General features: G+C 41.1%; 17 protein-coding genes and 1 tRNA gene. 9 read left to right on the top strand and 9 right to left on the bottom strand.

The genetic code is table 11. From position 1 onward, the window contains the following. Positions 1–13: 13 nt before the first annotated feature. The 3 genes from I5M19_RS17315 to I5M19_RS17305 are packed head-to-tail and all read left to right on the top strand — an operon-like array spanning position 14 to position 2,548. A complete protein-coding gene (locus I5M19_RS17315; RefSeq protein ID WP_200067610.1) occupies positions 14–487 on the top strand; it encodes a GNAT family N-acetyltransferase in 474 nt (157 codons plus the stop codon). Continuing rightward, positions 484–1,305: a DUF3298 and DUF4163 domain-containing protein gene (locus tag I5M19_RS17310; protein WP_200067609.1), complete on the top strand. Its 822-nt coding sequence runs from the start codon at positions 484–486 to the stop codon at positions 1,303–1,305. Before I5M19_RS17315 ends, I5M19_RS17310 begins: the two co-directional genes overlap by 4 nt. After that, positions 1,292–2,548, top strand: coding sequence for an aspartate kinase (locus I5M19_RS17305; protein ID WP_200067608.1), 1,257 nt, complete (start codon positions 1,292–1,294; stop codon positions 2,546–2,548). Before I5M19_RS17310 ends, I5M19_RS17305 begins: the two co-directional genes overlap by 14 nt. Here I5M19_RS17305 and I5M19_RS17300 read toward each other — a convergent pair. The 3 genes from I5M19_RS17300 to I5M19_RS17290 are packed head-to-tail and all read right to left on the bottom strand — an operon-like array spanning position 2,541 to position 4,422. Beyond that, the gene (locus tag I5M19_RS17300; RefSeq protein ID WP_214653077.1) at positions 2,541–3,239 is read right to left on the bottom strand and encodes a DUF92 domain-containing protein; all 699 of its coding nucleotides are present in this window, start codon (positions 3,237–3,239) and stop codon (positions 2,541–2,543) included. The genes I5M19_RS17305 and I5M19_RS17300 overlap by 8 nt on opposite strands. Positions 3,240–3,281: 42 nt before the next feature. Further along, on the bottom strand, positions 3,282–3,860 hold the full coding sequence (locus I5M19_RS17295; protein WP_200067607.1) for a YdeI/OmpD-associated family protein: 579 nt from the start codon (positions 3,858–3,860) through the stop codon (positions 3,282–3,284). A gap of 7 nt (positions 3,861–3,867) precedes the next feature. After that, positions 3,868–4,422: a DUF4256 domain-containing protein gene (locus tag I5M19_RS17290; protein WP_200067606.1), complete on the bottom strand. Its 555-nt coding sequence runs from the start codon at positions 4,420–4,422 to the stop codon at positions 3,868–3,870. 127 nt (positions 4,423–4,549) lie between these two features. Here I5M19_RS17290 and map point away from each other — a divergent pair, with 127 nt between their 5' ends. Beyond that, positions 4,550–5,314 (top strand): type I methionyl aminopeptidase, encoded by a 765-nt coding sequence (map, locus tag I5M19_RS17285; RefSeq protein ID WP_200067605.1) that lies wholly within the window; start codon positions 4,550–4,552, stop codon positions 5,312–5,314. Positions 5,315–5,485: 171 nt separating this feature from the next. Here the strand turns inward: map and I5M19_RS17280 are convergent, their stop codons facing one another. Together I5M19_RS17280 and I5M19_RS17275 are read right to left on the bottom strand one after the other, a co-directional pair. Then, a complete protein-coding gene (locus I5M19_RS17280; RefSeq protein ID WP_200067604.1) occupies positions 5,486–6,412 on the bottom strand; it encodes a hypothetical protein in 927 nt (308 codons plus the stop codon). 313 nt (positions 6,413–6,725) lie between these two features. Then, positions 6,726–6,799, bottom strand: a tRNA-His gene (locus I5M19_RS17275). A gap of 117 nt (positions 6,800–6,916) precedes the next feature. On the opposite strand from I5M19_RS17275, the gene I5M19_RS17270 reads away from it, so the two are divergent. Both I5M19_RS17270 and rnhA read left to right on the top strand, forming a co-directional pair. Then, positions 6,917–9,007 carry a heavy metal translocating P-type ATPase gene (locus tag I5M19_RS17270; RefSeq protein ID WP_200067603.1) on the top strand — a complete coding sequence of 697 codons (2,091 nt, stop codon included), beginning with the start codon at positions 6,917–6,919 and terminating at the stop codon, positions 9,005–9,007. A gap of 72 nt (positions 9,008–9,079) precedes the next feature. Then, positions 9,080–9,550 carry a ribonuclease HI gene (gene rnhA / locus I5M19_RS17265; RefSeq protein ID WP_200067707.1) on the top strand — a complete coding sequence of 157 codons (471 nt, stop codon included), beginning with the start codon at positions 9,080–9,082 and terminating at the stop codon, positions 9,548–9,550. A 6-nt stretch (positions 9,551–9,556) separates the two neighbouring features. On the opposite strand, the gene I5M19_RS17260 is transcribed toward rnhA, so the two are convergent. Together I5M19_RS17260 and I5M19_RS17255 are read right to left on the bottom strand one after the other, a co-directional pair. Continuing rightward, on the bottom strand, positions 9,557–10,051 hold the full coding sequence (locus I5M19_RS17260) for a metallophosphoesterase family protein (RefSeq protein WP_200067602.1): 495 nt from the start codon (positions 10,049–10,051) through the stop codon (positions 9,557–9,559). A gap of 13 nt (positions 10,052–10,064) precedes the next feature. After that, positions 10,065–10,775 carry a tRNA1(Val) (adenine(37)-N6)-methyltransferase gene (locus I5M19_RS17255; RefSeq protein ID WP_200067601.1) on the bottom strand — a complete coding sequence of 237 codons (711 nt, stop codon included), beginning with the start codon at positions 10,773–10,775 and terminating at the stop codon, positions 10,065–10,067. A gap of 128 nt (positions 10,776–10,903) precedes the next feature. Here I5M19_RS17255 and pbpC point away from each other — a divergent pair, with 128 nt between their 5' ends. Next, complete coding sequence (pbpC, locus tag I5M19_RS17250) at positions 10,904–13,288, top strand: penicillin-binding protein 1C (protein WP_200067600.1); 2,385 nt, start codon at positions 10,904–10,906, stop codon at positions 13,286–13,288. Between the two features lie 33 nt (positions 13,289–13,321). After that, on the top strand, positions 13,322–14,029 hold the full coding sequence (locus I5M19_RS17245; RefSeq protein ID WP_200067599.1) for a 3'-5' exonuclease: 708 nt from the start codon (positions 13,322–13,324) through the stop codon (positions 14,027–14,029). 38 nt (positions 14,030–14,067) lie between these two features. Here I5M19_RS17245 and I5M19_RS17240 read toward each other — a convergent pair whose 3' ends face one another. Together I5M19_RS17240 and I5M19_RS17235 are read right to left on the bottom strand one after the other, a co-directional pair. Next, positions 14,068–14,370 carry a hypothetical protein gene (locus I5M19_RS17240; protein WP_200067598.1) on the bottom strand — a complete coding sequence of 101 codons (303 nt, stop codon included), beginning with the start codon at positions 14,368–14,370 and terminating at the stop codon, positions 14,068–14,070. Between the two features lie 10 nt (positions 14,371–14,380). Continuing rightward, entirely contained in the window at positions 14,381–15,787 is a 1,407-nt protein-coding gene (locus I5M19_RS17235; protein WP_200067597.1) for a hypothetical protein, read from the bottom strand. 183 nt (positions 15,788–15,970) lie between these two features. Here I5M19_RS17235 and rnr point away from each other — a divergent pair, with 183 nt between their 5' ends. After that, positions 15,971–18,112, top strand: a complete 2,142-nt coding sequence (gene rnr, locus I5M19_RS17230; protein WP_200067596.1) for a ribonuclease R — start codon at positions 15,971–15,973, stop codon at positions 18,110–18,112. Positions 18,113–18,167 lie beyond the last annotated feature (55 nt).

Below are 18,167 nucleotides of genomic sequence, written 5' to 3'. Positions count from 1 at the left end.
TATACAGGATCTGATGAATATAAACTTACGAATAGCTGTTAAAGACGATTGTTTACGATTACTGGAATTGGTTAATGAATTAGCGCTTTACGAAAGAGCACCTGAAGAAGTAACCGTTACTCTGCAGGAATTTGAAGAGGCCGGTTTTGGGAATAAACCTGTTTGGAAAGCATTTGTTGCAGAGGTTGAAGGCTTAATAGTAGGCTTTGCGTTATATTATGTGCGATATTCTACCTGGAAGGGATGCAGATTGTACCTGGAGGATCTGGTAGTAACAGAATCACTTCGTGGCAAAGGCATAGGCAAACTTTTATTCGACAGGCTAATTACCGAGGCCGAAGAACTCGGTTTCAGCGGAATGGTTTGGCAGGTGCTTGACTGGAATGAACCCGCTATTAATTTTTACCGAAAATATGAAGCTAATATCGAGGCCGGCTGGCTTAATGCTTCGCTATCAAAAGAACAAATAAAACAACTGCAGTTATGAAAGCACGCTATTTTGTTTTAGGTTCGATAATAATAAGCATGAGCGCTTGTACATGGGGCAAACCCGATAAAAAAACCGATGCTATATTTACCGACACCTTGATTTACCAGTATCAAACTATACATGAACGGGCTGCCGACTGCGGTAACAAACCCGATAGCACCTGTACTGTGGCCAGCATTAAATACCCTTTGTTTGCCAATGATGCTGTTTTGAACGATACAGTTAAAAATAAATTACTGAACATGTTCTCGTTTTATGAAAAACAGCCGGATAGCAGCCTTAAAGAAATGTCGGCAAAGTTTTTAAAAACTTATAACGATTTCAAAAATCAGCATCCGGAACTAAACATGTATTATACGTTAGATGATTACGTCAATATAATTAAACAGGATTCGGGAATTGTAGCTTTGGAATATGGCGGCTACACCTTTCAGGGCGGAGCACACGGTGCTACGTTTACCGGTTATATTAACTGGAATCCCGTAGCCCATAAGCCTATAACGCTGGATGATATTTTGGTGAGCGGTTACCGCGACTCACTCACAAAGGTTGCCGAAGAGATCTTCCGTAAAGATGAAAAACTACCCGATGGAAGAGGCTATGAGCGGGATTACTTTTTCAAGGATGATAAATTCGCGCTTAACAAGAATTATTCTATTGTTCCTACCGGGATCAAATTTGTATACAATCAATACGAAATTAAACCTTACGCTGCCGGACAAACGGAATTGTTAATACCTTACAATAAAATAAGATCATTAATACGGCCCGATGCCGTAATTCAACAATATTTAACAAAGGATGCTGGTATTTAAATTCGGAGGCGCATCAGTAAAAGATGCAGCAGGTATAATTAATCTGGGTAAAATAGTAAATAAATATTCCGGCACTCCCCTGCTCATAGTGGTATCGGCTATGGGTAAAACCACCAACGCGCTTGAGAAACTAACCGATGCATACGTAAATGGTTCTGATGAGCTACATCCTATTTTCGAGGAGATAAAAAACTATCACTATCACTTATTGGAAGAGCTTTTTGAAGCCGGACATTCAGTATTTGATGAGGTAGCCAACACCTTTGTGGAGATAGACTGGATGATAGAGGATGAACCGCACGACGATTACGACTTCATATACGATCAGTTAGTCTCCGTTGGTGAACTGGTATCTACCCGTATAGTAAATGCCTGGCTTAATCAGCAGGGTATGGTTAGCAAATGGCTGGATGTGCGCGGTTATATACATACCGACAACACCTACCGCGAAGGACTGGTTGACTGGGATAAAACACGGGAGAGTATCCAGAAAGACATTCCATACCTGTTGAGCAAAAATATAGTAGTTACACAGGGCTTTTTAGGCGGAACATCGGAGAACTTTACTACCACTTTAGGTCGGGAGGGATCAGACTATACAGCATCAATTTTCGCGGCTTGCCTGGGCGCTGAATCAGTAACTACGTGGAAGGATGTCCCCGGTATATTGAATGCCGACCCCAAGTACTTTAATGATACCGTAAAGTTTGATGAACTGTCGTATCAGGAAGCTATAGAAATGACCTATTACGGGGCAAGTGTTATCCACCCTAAAACCATTAAACCGCTACAAAACGCGGGTATTCCGTTAATGGTAAAGCCCTTTTTTGAACCGGATGCTGCCGGTACGGTGATTAAACAAAATGCAGTAAACAATTTTGTTAAACCCGTAATTATTGTAAAACACGATCAGGCTTTACTATCCATCTCCACTACCGATTATTCCTTTATCTCGGAAACCCACCTTAGCGAAATATTCGGCATATTCGCTGCAACTAATATTAAGGTAAATGTGATGGAAATATCTGCCTTAAGTTTTACCGCCTGTGTTGACTTTTATACAGAGCGCTTTGAAAAAGTGATACTAATACTAAAAGAGTCGTTTAAAGTACGTTATAACAATGATCTGACATTAATGACTATAAGGCATTATACCGACCCTGCTTTAGCGGAACTCACTAAAGGGAAAACCATTTTATTGCAGCAAACTAACCGCAATACAGTGCATAGGGTTTTTAAATAATTATTAACAGCCAGCCAATGAGGGCCGCTATGGCGGTATTTAAAAAGTTGACCATGTTGTTTTGCAGGTATCCGCCGCGCTCCAGTGTGGCCCCTAAAACCGAGTCGGCTATATTGCCTGCCGTACCTGCTATTACGATAATGAAGATATCGCTGTTAAACCCAAAACCTGCTCCATAGATCAGCGCGATGATGATTGCACTACCTATACCTATCAGCATGCCTTCCATACTTATCACTCCGTCCCTGCCTCTTTCATCTTTTTTGAGGGTGATGATATTATAAAAACGAACACCGTACACTATCCCTAATTCGGATGATAAGGTATCTGACGTTGCCGATGCCAGCGTTGAAGCCATTAAAATAGCAAATAAGGCAGCATTGCCGGGCAATAAGATCATCATTATACCGCAAAATGCAGCTACCGAGCCATTAGCCAGCACTTGAGCTGCATTGCGTTTTTGAGGATGATAGATATTATTCTTTTGTTGCTTTTTCCATGAAGTAGCGAAGGTTGCCATGATGAAGAACGCGGCCAGCATCGTTATCCCTGTAAAACCTGCTCCTGCATAAATACTGAGCGCTATAAGTGCGCCGCATAAACTACCGGCAAGGGTGAGCTTACCTGTTTTATAACTACCCCAAACGGCCATAATTAACACGATCAGGAAAATACCGTTGGTAACCGTCATGGTATTATTTTATGTTGGTATCGAAATTACACCAATATTAGCTTATTCATTCCATCCTTTTCCGTTAAGAATTTGCGGTATGCACTTCTCAACACGCGACTCTCTGGTTTTAGCCTGTTTAGGTTGAGAAAAATGAAACAGATACCCTCTTTGTCTGCCGGGAGTTAACGCCTCGAACGCTGTTTTCAGGGCAGGCATTTCGTCAAGCTTAGTTTGAAATTCTTCTGGAACGGAATAATCAGCCGTCTTTTTTAACTCTACTTTTAACCCGGCTTTTTCTACTTCTATAGACTCAAAAATATAGACTTTAATGGCGGCTTCCTGCTTCGCTATCTCGTTAAGGCTGGTGAATCTTAACTGGCGTGCGGCCTGAACATTTTCCGTTTGTTGTATGAGCAGGTTATTAACATCATTCAACAAGGCTCCTTTAAAAAACAGCAATGCGCAATATTCTTTGAAAACGTGTATCAATACAATATTACTTTTTTGCAGAGTATAGCAAGGGCAGCCCCATTTCAATTCTTCATTCAGTCCGCAATCAAGCACGATCATTCTTAATTTATTAATCTCTTGCTGCCATTTTTGTTCCTTATTAAAATAAAAATCGACTTTCGGATTCATTATATAATTAAACTTTTAATGCGCCGCGGAAACCCCTTGCGGCATAATAAGATTCCGCACCGTTATGGTAAACAAACACCGTATCGTAACGGCGATCGCAAAATATGGCACCTCCAAGTTTACGGATAGCAGTGGGAGTTTTTATCCAGCTTGATGTTTTCAGATCGAAGCTCCCCAACTGCTGCAGTTCCCGGTATTGCATCTCCGTTAAAATATCAATACCCATTTCGGCTGCCATATCCATAGCACTGTTCGCGGGTTTGTATTCCTTTCTTGATTCCAGCGCATCCCTGTCGTAACATACGCTTCGGCGACCTTTAGGGCTCTCCGGCGAGCAATCATAAAACAGGTACTCTCCGGTATTTTCATCAAACCCCACCACGTCGGGTTCGCCTCCTGTGGTCTCCATCTGGTGAAGCGACCATACCTTTGCGGACTCTACTTCCAGCTTTGTTTCAACATCAGCCCACCTTATGCCCTGGTGGCGGCTGGTATGTTTATCAAAACGTAATTTTAATAAGTTGAAGAGTTCCTCCTGCTGTTGTGATGTTAATTCTTTCATGTAGAATTAGGTTAAATCCGAAGATACAGAAATCTATAAATTATAGTTATCACTTCTTATAGTTATCACTTCCCCGCTTAATATGATAATCTTTCAAAAGATTTTATATTTGGCCAAAAAGTACAACATGTCAATTACATCGCAGGATGAACTATTTGGGATGCAACAGATAAGCAATGCTGTTGCAGAAACATTAAAGCAAATGCGTGAACATGCTGTACCGGGTATGTCGACCCGTGAATTAGACGATTTTGGTGGCCATATTCTGACTAAAATGGGAGCCAGATCTGCACCAAAACTTACTTACGGTTTTCCGGGTTGGACGTGTATTAGTGTGAATAATGAAGTGGCACATGGTATCCCAACCGAGCATAAGATTTTAAAGGAAGGAGATCTGATCAATATTGATGTTTCTGCCGAACTAAACGGCTTTTGGGCTGATAATGGCGGTTCATTTATTCTTGGCAGAGATTTTAATCAGCTACAACCATTGGTTGATGTTTCTAAACAAATTTTGAAAAAGGCAATCAGTGAGATTAAGGGCGGTGTAAAAATTGCGGAAATTGGCAAATTGATCGAAACCCAAGCCAGGCACGCCGGCTATAAGGTGATCAAGAACCTTGCAGGGCACGGTGTGGGAAGAAGTTTGCATGAAGAACCTCATGATATATTAAACTGTTATGACCGGTACAACCACCAGCGTTTCAAAAAAAATTCTATCGTAGCTATTGAGACCTTTATTGCTACGCACTCTACCTATGCAGATCAACAGGCAGATGGCTGGACGTTGGTAGGAAACCGTGGCGGCTATGTAGCCCAGCACGAACATACCATTATGATCACGGGTGGCATGCCCGTAATTCTTACGGCTGCAAATGAGATTTGGTCGTAATCAAACCAAATTCACCAAGATCCGTTTTTTACTAACAAACAAAGAAGCCTACCATTTCATGCGAGGCTATCGAATCAACAATGGTTCAAATCTGAACCATTTTTATTTGTGAATTGATTGAAATATGCGGTTTTTCAAAAATTTAAAGAATAAAACGATTATCCGGAAAGTTCATTTTTCAGATATTTGACTAATATCAAAAGGTAAGTAGCCAACTTGAAAATTTAGCTCACTTTCATTGAGTGGCATTCGCTCACTTAAACGTATTAGATTATCTAATCCCTCATCGTCGGGATTGGGGAGAAAAACGGCATATTTAAAAGTACTTTCCTTTAACTGGAAGGTCAAGTTGACTACAAAACACCCTAAGTCTTGTGGCATAGTGATTACACCAACGCTCCAGTCGCCAATTGGAGCGTGACCATTGATATAAACGAACGGGAAATTTTCTGAGGCAACATTTCCGTTCAAATAATTAATTAGTTGACCATACGTTTTAGTTCTTAAACCATTTTTTCCAAAGATCAATTCATACCCTATTTTAGAAAACACAGTTAGATAAGCAATTTTCAGAAGTGCCCTCTTATCGATATCTTGATGCAAAGTCAAACTAACATGAAATTGGCCTCCATCCCAATTTTTAAATAGACCTTTATAGTCTAATGCGTTAATATTGGCCTTGGTGGTAGCAAACTCCACTCGCGGTTTACTTGATGAAATATCAAATGACATTTTTGCGCTAACGCGACCGCTCATATCTTCTCCAACGGTGATTAATGCAGAAATTTCTCCTCTATTGGCCGTGAAATTCTGCCCCTCAAAAAATTGAAGTAATTTCTTATCAGATGTGTGGCCATCCTTGTTATTAATTTCTCGATCGGTTAATAAGATAACCTTTCCACCTAAGCTTTTTGGTGGCACATGCTCTTGTGTAAGTTCACCACTTATCAGGGCATCTTGCTCATAACATCTTAACGATAGTGGGCAAACATAAAGCGGACTGATTGTTTCGCGGCCATCAATACTTAATTTTAATCCATATTTTTTTAGCGTCGACAGAAAATTTTCGGAATAAATCTTAAAGATTTTTTTACTCATTACGTCTCTCTAAGCAAAACAGTTTTTCATTCTATAAGCAATCACAAGTTTTAAAAACAAGTGTAATTTTGCATGAAATCTACGATATTTTAAATATAGCTCAAAGCAACATGTTTTCTCAGCTTGCCTGTGCCAAATCAGTTTAAACCGTTGCTTGGTTGTAAAAGCATAAGCTGATCATGAACACACAATAATATACGACAGCAATTCACTGTAAAAATCAGTAATAGTATTAAAGTACATCTCAGGAGGAAAAATTGAATCAAAATCAAGCAACAAAAAAACGCCCCTCATTTTCATGAGAGGCGTTACGGGTAAATGATGGGGCTCGAACCCACGACCCTCGGTACCACAAACCGATGCTCTAACCAACTGAGCTACATCTACCGTATTGGGGTTTGCAAAAATAGAAATCTCCGGCCTATTTGCAAAGGTTTTTTTAATATTACAATCTGCTTACCTAATCTATTTAGAATCAGTATAATTAATAGGTAAATTTGTAACATGGCAGAGCAATTAGTGGAGTTGAACGTTACCGGAATGCATTGCAATAACTGCGCAATGAGCATCCATAAGCTGTTGGAGAAAAAAGGCTTGCACGATATATTGGTGAGCTTCGCGTCCGAAGAAGTAAAATTCTCAACGGATGACCAGCAGGTATTACCCGAAGTTATAAAAGGGATTGAGAGCCTGGGCTTCAAGGTAGTGGATGACGCCGCGACGCATCAAACTAAGTTTTATGAAAAGGTAGAGAATAAATTCATCTTCTGCGCCATATTTACTGCCCCGCTCCTGTTGCATATGTTTTTACCCTGGTCATTTCTGCATAACCCCATAGTGCAGCTGCTATTATGCCTGCCTGTGTTTATGGTAGGCTGTCTGCATTTTGGTAAAAGTGCTTACAGTTCAGTTAAAGGCGGCGTACCTAATATGGATGTGCTCATATTTATCGGTTCTTCCTCAGCCTTTATATACAGCCTGGTAGGTACCGTTCAAAATTTGGGCGAACATTACCTTTTTTACGAAACCTGTGCTACCATTATTACGCTGGTATTACTGGGCAACGTGCTCGAAAAGCGTTCGGTAAATCAAACCACCTCTGCGGTTAAGGATCTGATGAAGTTCCAACAGGTAAATGCCACAAGGGTTATAAAGAATGGTACCGAAATAATAAGCGCTAAAGATGTACAAACCGGGGATATCCTGCTGGTTAACGAGGGCGACCAGATCCCTGTTGACGGGGAAGTATTATCGGGTGATGCATCCGTTAATGAGTCCATGATAACCGGGGAAAGCATCCCCGTTACTAAAACCAAATACGATAAAATTATAGGTGGCACCATTATACAGGGAGGTAACCTGCGAATGATGGCCACCAAAGTAGGATCGAACAGTGTATTGTCGCAGATCATCAGCCTGATGAAAAAGGCACAGGCAGCCAAGCCGCCTGTACAAAAACTGGGCGATAAGGTAGCGGCTATATTTGTTCCGGTAGTTATTGGCATAGCCATACTTACTTTTGTATTAACTTATTTTGCTGGCGGGGCGGGCTTACAGCAATCGCTGATGAACGCTATCGCTGTATTGGTGATCTCGTGCCCCTGCGCTATGGGATTAGCGACACCAACCGCCGTAATGGTAGGTTTGGGTCGTGCAGCTAAAAACGGCATCCTGATAAAGGGCGGGGACACTATTGAAGCCGTAGCTAATGCCAAATATGTACTATTTGATAAAACAGGTACCTTAACAACCGGAAAATTCGGTGTTAAAGATATTAAGGTTGAACCCGGATTTGAGTTAGAGTGGATAAGAGGTGTAATAGTGGCCATTGAAGAACGATCAAACCACCCTATTGCGCGATCCTTAGTAAAGGAATTGAGCAGCGCTCCGCAAAAAAAAGTTATTTTGCGATCTGCAGTGGAAGAAAAAGGCCTGGGTATGCGGGCCATTGATATTGATGGCAATAATTATTTCTTAGGCACCGCCAAACTTAGCAACAACGATAATTTTAACCTGTCGTTATACAAAAATCAATCTTTGATGGCACAAATAGCTATTGAAGACACCATAAAATCTGAAGCCGCAGGATTGATAGCGCAATTGAAAAAAGCGGGGGTTACACCTGTGTTGTTAAGCGGTGATAAAGCGTCAAGATGCGAAGCGGTGGCTAAAAGCATTGGCATAAAGGAAGTACATGCGGAGAAACTACCTGAAGATAAGCTTTCTGTTGTGGATGTTTACCGCAAAAAGGGTAAAACCATTATGATAGGCGACGGTATAAATGATTCCCCTGCCCTAACCCAGGCTGACGTAGGCGTATCTATGAATGATGCCAGCCACATAGCCATTCAGTCTGCAAAAGTGGTGTTGCTGAATACTGACCTGCAATCCGTTGTTAAATTCCTTCAAATTAGCAAACATACACTACTCACTATAAAACAAAACCTTTTTTGGGCATTTGCTTATAATATAGTGGCCATACCTGTTGCTGCATTCGGCTTTTTGAACCCGATGGTAGGTGCTTTAACTATGGCTTTTTCTGATGTAGTAGTTATTGGCAACAGCCTGAGGTTGAAGATAAAAAAGATAAACTAAGGTTTTTGTACTTATTTATTCAGCATGTACCTAACATTGCTGTGTACGGAATTTACTATACTTGCAGTGTTTATGGTAGAAATATTTACAGATGGGGCATCAAGTGGTAACCCGGGTCCGGGTGGTTATGGCGTAATATTACGGTCGGGCAAACACTATAAGGAGCTTTCTGCAGGTTACCGTAAAACCACTAACAACCGTATGGAGTTACTGGCTGTTATTACTGCTTTAGAAGCGCTTAAAAACCCCGATCAACAAGTAACCATTTATTCCGACTCCAAATATGTTATTGATGCCATTGAAAAAAGATGGGTTCACGGCTGGATGGCCAAAGGCTTTAAGGATAAAAAAAATAAAGACCTTTGGTTGCGGTACTTAGCCATCAGCAAAATACATCATATCAAATTTGTTTGGGTTCGTGGGCATGCCGGTCACCCGGAAAATGAACGGTGTGATGAACTTGCCGTAGCCGCCGCAAAGCAAAAAGACCTGCTGATAGATTCGGTGTTTGAAATGGAATCAGGTAAAGTAAATTTACTTTGATTGGGGTTACTTCCCTCCTAACTCGATCACTTCTAAATCTTGTATCTTATCACCATTTATTGCAAAGCGCATCAGTGTACGCACTTTTTGCCAGCCTTGTTTACCTGCCGCGCCGGGATTTAAATGCAAACACTTTATTTTTTTATCGAAGATCACCTTTAAGATGTGCGAATGTCCGCTGATAAATAATTGGGGCGGGTTTAAATAAATATCCTTTTTTACCGCCGGGCTATATTTATCGGGATAACCGCCAATGTGCGTCATCCAAATATCCATTTCCTCGCAGTTAAACCGTAAGTTTTCGGGGTAAACCTGTCTGATGTCTTTACCGTCTATATTCCCGTAAACACCTTTAAGCGGTTTAAAGGCTGCCAGCTTATCGGCCAATTCAATATTCCCGAAATCTCCTGCGTGCCATATTTCATCGCATTTATCAAAATGCTTAAAAACAGCATCATCTAAATAACTATGTGTGTCGGATATCAGGCCTATGCGGATCATTATTGGTTCAATATTAAAAAATGGTCAAAAATTCTTTTAAAGCATAACGATAATCCTCCGAATATACTTTTGGTTCATCGTAAATTATAAGATCAGTTTGAATTATCGGATTACACTGCTGCCCCAAAGCTATAATTTCCCTGTGAGGAGGCGAATCCGGATAAGATTTGATATGGATGATCTGTTGTACAAAAAATCCATTATCCTTTGCTAAGTGTTTAACTAAGTCAGCGGTCTGCAAAGGCAGTACCATCCAAAAAGTTCCTTTATCCGTTAAATGCTGGGCGGCTTTATTTATTAATTGTTCAAAAAAGGCTTTATCGGCATGCCGGGCAAGGTTTTTTTTTACCCCGGCAGACTGTAGCGAGTAAATATGAAACGGCGGGTTCGATACGATCAAGTCATACTTTCTATCCGGATTATTCACCAAATATTCATAAAAACCGGAGGAGAACAAATTTAACCGCTCATTTAAATTGGAATGGCTAAAGTTGAGCCTCGCGGTAGCGGCTGCATCGGGATCGATCTCTACCGCATCAATATTTGCCTTAATGAAACGTTGGGCAATCATAAGCGAGATCACACCTGTCCCAGTACCAATATCAAGGATAGATCGCGGATTTTCAGCTTCTGCTAAAGCACCTAACAACACACCATCGGTGTTAATTTTCATAGCGCAGCCGCTTTGATCAACACTGAATTGTTTAAATTTGAATATCTCCATTTTGCGATGCAGTTTCGCTTAACCTATTTTATTAAAAACCAATCGGGTAGCTCTTCCTTGCCAAAACACTCCACAGTTCCCGATAATTTATCTATTTTCATGGTGGATTAAAAATCACGTAGGTTTTAATGCAATCGCTTAAAAAACACCTGAAACGGCCAAAAATAATCATAATAACGGGGCTTTCGCTGGTATTAGTTGTATGGTTTGCGCTTTGTTTGCCTAAGCCTTTGTTCAATACCCCTACCTCCTTTGTTATTGATGACGAAGCGGGCCAGTTATTGGGCGCATCTATAGCTGCCGACGGGCAATGGCGCTTCCCTTACAATGATAGCGTACCCGAAAAATTTAAGCAATGTATCATCACCTTTGAAGATAAGCGTTTTGAGCACCACTTTGGGTTCGATCCGCTGGCTTTTGGCCGTGCCATCAAACAAAATATTTCTTCAAAAAAAATAACCAGCGGCGGCAGTACCTTAACTATGCAGGTTATCCGTATGGCTACGCACCATAGTCGTACGGTACTGAATAAACTATCCGAAATATTTATGGCGCTCAGACTGGAGTTAGGCTATAGTAAAAATAAAATACTGGCGCTGTATGCCAGTAACGCTCCTTTTGGCAGTAACGTAGTAGGTTTAGACGCCGCTGCGTGGCGGTACTTTGGCCGCAGTCCTGATAAACTATCCTGGGGCGAAATGGCTGCACTTGCTGTATTACCTAATGCTCCGTCATTAGTGCACCCCGGCAAAAACCGGCTCATATTATTAAATAAAAGAAATAGTTTACTCCAAAAACTGTACGAACAAGGCATAATTGACAGCACTACCGCCGCACTGGCCCGCTTTGAACCCGTGCCCGAAAAACCTGTACCACTCCCCCAACTTGCGCCCCACCTGTTACAACGTTTTAAAAACGACTATCAGGATCATCTGCAAACACAAACGCGAATAAGAACCACTATAAAGGCAAATCTGCAACAACAGGTAGCTGATATACTGGAACGGCATCACCAGGTGCTAAAAGCTAATGACATCAATAACATAGCGGCTATTGTTCTGGATGTGGAAACAGGTGCAACGTTAGCCTATCAGGGTAATATATGGCACCGTGAAGATCCCGAAATGGAAAGCGATGTGGACGTAATAAATGCGCCACGTAGTCCGGGGAGCACTTTAAAACCGTTACTGTATGCCGCTATGCTACATGATGGCTTGATATTACCGAATAGCCTTATAGCGGATGTACCCACGCAAATAGCAGGTTATCATCCGGAAAATTATGACCTGAAATATGATGGTGCTGTGCCCGCCTCCAATGCCTTGTCACGCTCGCTCAACGTTCCGGCGGTAAAAATGCTGCAGCAATATAAATATGAAAGGTTTTACGATGTGCTGAAAAAGGTGGGCATTACCACCCTTACCCAACCTGCCGATCATTACGGTCTTGCGTTGATACTGGGCGGCGGTGAAAATACTTTATGGGAACTTAGCGGAGCATATGCGGATATGGCAAGGGTGCTTAACCATTACCCTAAATATCATGGTAAATATGATACAGATGATTATCATTCACCGGTATATACCAAGGTTGAAAAAACAAAGCCGTCATTAGAAAAAAATGGCTTATTAGACGCCGGATCATTATTTTTCACCTTACAAGCGATGGAAGAAGTGATGCGCCCCGGCGAAGAAATGGTATGGCAGCAATTTAGTTCTACACAACGTATAGCCTGGAAAACAGGCACCAGTTTTGGTTTCAGGGATGGCTGGGCCATCGGCATTACCCCAAAATATGTGGTCGGTGTTTGGGTGGGCAATACAGATGGTGAGGGTCGACCTAATTTAACGGGTATAAATACCGCAGCCCCTGCAATGTTCGAGATATTCCGGTTATTACCGGCATCGCGTGACTGGTTCGATATGCCAACAAGCGAAATGGTGAAAATAGCGGTATGTAAAGAAAGCGGCTATAGAGCCGGACAATATTGCCCGAACATTACCCAGGAATGGATACCAAAGAGCGGATTAAAAGCCCCAGTATGCCCCTGGCACAGGCTGGTACATTTATCAGCCGATGAAAAATGGCAGGTAAGCGGTAACTGTGTATCGCCGGAAAACATGGTAAATAAAGAATGGTTTGTTTTGCCACCATCAATGGAGTATTACTATAAGACAAAAAATTATGAATATCATGTATTACCTCCGTTTAAACCCGGCTGCGAACAGGCTGATGCCGCCAACACTATGGAACTGATCTATCCTAAAGATGGCGCTAAAGTGTATGTGCCATTAGAAGCGGACGGTAAACGCGGACGGATAATATTTAATGCTGCGCATCGTCAGCAAGGCATCAAGATATTCTGGCATCTTGATGATAAATACGTTGGCAAAACCAGCACGTTTCACCAGATAGCATTAAACCCGTCGCCGGGGCAACATACACTTACTTTGGTTGATGCGGTTGGTAATACCCTGCAAATAAACTTTGAAGTGCTTGATAAAGATAAATAGGTTAAATTAGTATCCTACAAAACGAATAAAAAGATGCTTGAACAATACGACCTGAGCAACCTGATGGTGTTGGATATTGAAACAGTGCCGCAATACAGTTCATACGAGGAATTGCCATTAAACCTACAGGAACTTTGGACCAAAAAAACAGAATACCAGCGTAAAGAGGAAACAGCCGAAAATTTTTATGAACGTGCGGGTATCTGGGCAGAGTTTGGCAAGATCATTTGTATATCTGTAGGTATATTTCTAAATGGTAAAAAAACAGGGCTAAGAATAAAATCATTCGCCGGTGATGAGGAAAAAGAATTGCTCGAAGATTTTGCAAAAATGCTTTCAGGCCAGCCGGGTACGCTGATATTGTGCGCACATAACGGCAAGGAATTTGATTTCCCGTACATATGTCGACGTATGTTAATAAACGGGGTGCAATTTCCGCCGCATTTGCAAATGGCAGGCAAAAAGCCCTGGGAAATTCCACATCTGGATACTATGGAGCTATGGAAATTCGGCGATTATAAAAACTACACCTCGCTGAACCTGTTAACAGCCATTTTTGATATCCCCACCCCTAAAGATGATATCGATGGCAGCCAGGTTGGCCACGTTTACTGGCAGGAAGGCGGTTTAGCGCGTATATGTACTTATTGCCAAAAGGATGTTGTAGCGACAGCCCAACTCATACGGCGTTATCGTGGCGAAAGCTTAATAACCGATGATTGTATCACCATAGTAAGTTAGCACCTAAGGTTTAGCAGTAAGGAAAGCTACAGTTAACCTTATAATTTCATCCCTTCTATAAGAATTATTCTTTCTACAGAATTATTTTTCATCTCCATAAAACTCAATCGTTTTGGATCGGTTTTATACGTTTCAAAATCAGCTTTATCTTTAAATGAGACTAAATGGATCTCGTAAGGCAAATCATCACTATATTCAATAAAAGCGCTTTTCTCAGGTCTGACACGATATAAAAGTTTCCCATTATGATTTTCCAGCAATGGCAATACCTTGTCCTCAAACGCATGAAACGCCTGCTCCTGACCGGGCTTTATAAAAATAAGTTGCGTATAATAAATCATCGTATTAAAACTAATATGTGTCGTTCACCTTTGCTTCTTCCTCTACATGTACAATAATAGACCGTATTGCATTGTCCAATTCTGCACCTGCGTCTTCGAGTTTAGCAAGGCATTCCTTATCAATGTGGTCATCAGATGCTTTTATCACATTAATAAGGCCCATTATAGACGCAAGCGGTCTCCTCAATTCATGAGCCTGTATAAAAGCGATGTTCTCCAATGCCTTATCTTTTTGAGCATTGCTCATTACCGTTAAACGGTTATCGTTGCGAATGATCCGGTATTGCAGAAATAATATGATGCTGAAAACAATAAACAGAACACAACCTGCCACCACCACTATAAGCTGCCTGTTTTTAACGGCTTGTTGCTTATCCATCAATGCAATGGCCTTATCTTTCTCAGCAGTTTCATATTTTATCTGCAGTTCGCTCATTTTACCCTCATTTACACGTACCTGCAGGGAATCACGCATTTTTTGAGAACGCCGTATCATGCGGAGGGCGGTTTTGTAGTCGCCTGCAGAATAATAACAATCGTACAAGTGTTCATAAATTTCCATTACCCGGTATGGTTCTTTTAATCCCCTGGCAATATTCAAGGCACTGTTTAAATACTCAAGTCCTTTATCACGTTCCCCCTTGTAAAACCACGCCATTCCCAACCACGAATAGCCATAAGTGAGCGAGCGCTGCTGATCATATTTTTGAGCTAAAGCCACCCCTTTATTTGTGTATTCAATGGCTTTATCATACTGATGATTATCCAGATAATACTGGCCGGTATTATCATACAAAGGGATACGCTTTTTTTCAAACCTGCTGCCGGAGAGTGCTATATTTAGGGCGGCCATTTGTAAATTTATAGAAGTATCCCTGCTTACTGTATCATGAAAAAATTTGCGATGCGAATGTATCAACATAGCCCTAAGGCTTAACAGACTTATGATCTCGGCAGTATCTTTGTTTAACCGGGCCCAATCCAATCCCTGTTGCTGCGCATTAAATGCCATTTTGTAATTGGTGTTTTCTTTATGCAGATTAGCTATCAGGCTGTATATTTCGGGATAGGCCTGGTTAATATTCCATCTTTTAATATCACTCAAACATTTCACGGCCATCTCCATTGACGGCTCATGCTTAGAGGATTGCCACAGGTAATGGGCGTTAAACAATTCTCCGTACACTATAGCCGTTTTATTGGAATCAGTTTGTCCTATCCTGATTAAACTGTTTGCTATTACAGGCAGCGAATCTATGTGTGCATTCTGAATTTTCTTTCCTCTGCTTATCAATTGTTGCACATAAACAGTATCGGTTTGCCCAACAACTGGATTAGCACTTTTTTGCTTACAGGAAAACATGAGAGCAATAATTCCAAAAGTAACAACAGGCAAACGGAAAGTAATAGCGCTCATGAGGCCTGAAGGGATATTATGGTTTTATCTTTAAATTTTCTAAAATTAAATCTAAGATAATTTATTATATGCAATTTAGTATAAATTAAATTATCTGTAAATAAATCACAGATAACCGCAACACCTTACAGCTCACTTCGCCACTAAGTGTACTTTCCGTATCTTAGCAGGATATTATATTATATGTCTAAAAAGAAAAACAAAAGCAGCTCCACCATAAACCAGGTGCTTACGCAAATGGTGCTCGATATATTTGAACAAAATGGTAATACACCATTAAATTACAAACAAGTTTCTGCCAAATTAAACGTACGCGACCCCGATGCACGCGACGTTATTTTCGATATTTTAAAAGAAGAAACGTTTAAGGGCGTACTTAAGGAAACCTCTCCGGGCAAGTTTCAACTATTGGAATTAAAGACCTTTATTGAAGGTAAAGTGGATCTTACCAACGATGGTTCCGCGTTTATTGTTACTGATGACGAATTTGAAAGTGACATTTTTGTTGCGCCGCGTAAGTTACGTAACGCCCTTAACGGCGACCGCGTTAAAGTTTATGTGTATGCTAAAAGTAAAGGTAAACGCAAAGAGGGTGAGGTAATTGAAATTCTCCAACGCGCCAAAATGGAGTTTACCGGTATTGTGAAGCTATCGGAACGGTTTGCATTCTTCATTCCGGACGACCGCAAAATGATGCACGATATATTTATTCCCATCACCGACCTGAATGGTGCCAAGAACGGTATAAAAGCAGTTGCAGAAATTACCGACTGGCCCGCCGGAGCCAAAAACCCTATAGGTCGCATCAAACATGTGTTAGGTGCACAGGGGGATAATGATACCGAAATGAACGCCATACTGGCGGAATACGGTTTTCCGTTATCATTTCCGGCTGAGGTGGAACAAGATGCCGATGCTATCCCGGAAGTGATATCAGCAGGGGAGATTGCTAAACGCAGGGATTTCAGGGAGATACTTACTTTTACTATCGACCCATTCGACGCTAAAGACTTTGATGATGCCATATCCTTTAAAAAGCTGGATAACGGCAATTACGAGATAGGTGTACACATTGCCGACGTATCACACTATATTATTCCCGATTCAGCACTGGACAAAGAAGCTTATGAGCGCGGAACATCTGTTTACCTTGTGGACAGGGTAATTCCTATGCTGCCGGAACGATTATCAAATGGGGTATGCTCTCTACGTCCAAACGAAGATAAACTATGTTTTTCAGCGGTATTTGAAATGGATGATAACGCCAACATTATTGACCAGTGGTTCGGAAAAACCGTGATACACTCTGACAGACGCTTTGCTTACGAGGATGTACAGGAAATAATTGAAGCTAAAAAAGGTGAATATGCCGAAGAAATTTTAAAGCTAAACGCCCTTGCCTACAAACTGCGCGAACGTAAGTTTAAATCAGGAGCCATTAGCTTTGAAACCACTGAAGTAAAATTTAAACTGGATGAAAAGGGCAAACCCATCGGCGTTTATGTAAAAGAGCGTAAGGATGCACACAAATTAATAGAGGATTTTATGTTGCTCGCTAACCGTAAGGTTGCAGAATATGTAAGCAAATTAGGTAAAGGCAAAAGTAAATATACCTTTGTTTATCGTGTACATGATTCTCCAAAACCAGACGCACTGGCAAGTTTTGCGCAATTTGCCTCCAGGTTCGGGTATAAGATCAACACTAAATCTGATAAAGAGATTGCTAAATCGCTTAATTATCTGATGGAAGATGTGGAAGGTAAAAAAGAGCAGAATGTACTAACGCATCTGGCTATACGCTCTATGGCTAAGGCTATTTATACCACCAAAACCACCAGCCACTACGGTTTGGCTTTTGATCATTATACCCACTTCACCTCACCTATCCGCCGCTACCCGGATGTAATGGTGCATCGTTTATTGTTTCATTACTTAAACGGAGGTAAATCCGCCAACGGAGACCATTATGAGGAGCTATGCAAGCACAGTTCACAAATGGAAAAGAAAGCAGCAGATGCGGAGCGCTCGTCTATCAAATACAAACAGGCGGAGTACCTTAAAGATCAGGTTGGTAACATATTTACCGGTATAATCTCCGGAGTTACGGAATGGGGAATGTACGTTGAAATTATCGAAAATAAATGTGAAGGCATGATTCGCCTGCGCGATATTAGCGACGATTTTTATACATTAGATGAGAAAAACTATGCGATTATCGGTCAACGAAAGAAAAAAACATACCAGTTGGGCGATGAGGTAAACATTCGTGTAAAAAATGTAGATCTCACCAAAAAACAGATAGACTTTTCATTAGTACAGAAATAGTTTTTTAATTTATTATAAAGTTTGACCGACGGCTTAAATCGTAATAAATAACGAT

It is taken from the genome of Mucilaginibacter segetis, assembly GCF_016522075.1.
In the GTDB taxonomy this organism is placed as follows: domain Bacteria; phylum Bacteroidota; class Bacteroidia; order Sphingobacteriales; family Sphingobacteriaceae; genus Mucilaginibacter; species Mucilaginibacter segetis.
This window is presented reverse-complemented; position numbering and strand designations above follow the sequence as displayed.

Bases quoted from the DNA above. Each gene is read 5' to 3' on its own strand.
- I5M19_RS17315 (WP_200067610.1), top strand. From the start codon at position 14: ATGAATATAAACTTACGAATAGCTGTTAAAGACGATTGTTTACGATTA.
- I5M19_RS17310 (WP_200067609.1), top strand. From the start codon at position 484: ATGAAAGCACGCTATTTTGTTTTAGGTTCGATAATAATAAGCATGAGC.
- I5M19_RS17305 (WP_200067608.1), top strand. From the start codon at position 1,292: ATGCTGGTATTTAAATTCGGAGGCGCATCAGTAAAAGATGCAGCAGGT.
- I5M19_RS17300 (WP_214653077.1), bottom strand. From the start codon at position 3,239: ATGACGGTTACCAACGGTATTTTCCTGATCGTGTTAATTATGGCCGTT.
- I5M19_RS17295 (WP_200067607.1), bottom strand. From the start codon at position 3,860: ATGAATCCGAAAGTCGATTTTTATTTTAATAAGGAACAAAAATGGCAG.
- I5M19_RS17290 (WP_200067606.1), bottom strand. From the start codon at position 4,422: ATGAAAGAATTAACATCACAACAGCAGGAGGAACTCTTCAACTTATTA.
- map (WP_200067605.1), top strand. From the start codon at position 4,550: ATGTCAATTACATCGCAGGATGAACTATTTGGGATGCAACAGATAAGC.
- I5M19_RS17280 (WP_200067604.1), bottom strand. From the start codon at position 6,412: ATGAGTAAAAAAATCTTTAAGATTTATTCCGAAAATTTTCTGTCGACG.
- I5M19_RS17270 (WP_200067603.1), top strand. From the start codon at position 6,917: ATGGCAGAGCAATTAGTGGAGTTGAACGTTACCGGAATGCATTGCAAT.
- rnhA (WP_200067707.1), top strand. From the start codon at position 9,080: ATGGTAGAAATATTTACAGATGGGGCATCAAGTGGTAACCCGGGTCCG.
- I5M19_RS17260 (WP_200067602.1), bottom strand. From the start codon at position 10,051: ATGATCCGCATAGGCCTGATATCCGACACACATAGTTATTTAGATGAT.
- I5M19_RS17255 (WP_200067601.1), bottom strand. From the start codon at position 10,775: ATGGAGATATTCAAATTTAAACAATTCAGTGTTGATCAAAGCGGCTGC.
- pbpC (WP_200067600.1), top strand. From the start codon at position 10,904: ATGCAATCGCTTAAAAAACACCTGAAACGGCCAAAAATAATCATAATA.
- I5M19_RS17245 (WP_200067599.1), top strand. From the start codon at position 13,322: ATGCTTGAACAATACGACCTGAGCAACCTGATGGTGTTGGATATTGAA.
- I5M19_RS17240 (WP_200067598.1), bottom strand. From the start codon at position 14,370: ATGATTTATTATACGCAACTTATTTTTATAAAGCCCGGTCAGGAGCAG.
- I5M19_RS17235 (WP_200067597.1), bottom strand. From the start codon at position 15,787: ATGAGCGCTATTACTTTCCGTTTGCCTGTTGTTACTTTTGGAATTATT.
- rnr (WP_200067596.1), top strand. From the start codon at position 15,971: ATGTCTAAAAAGAAAAACAAAAGCAGCTCCACCATAAACCAGGTGCTT.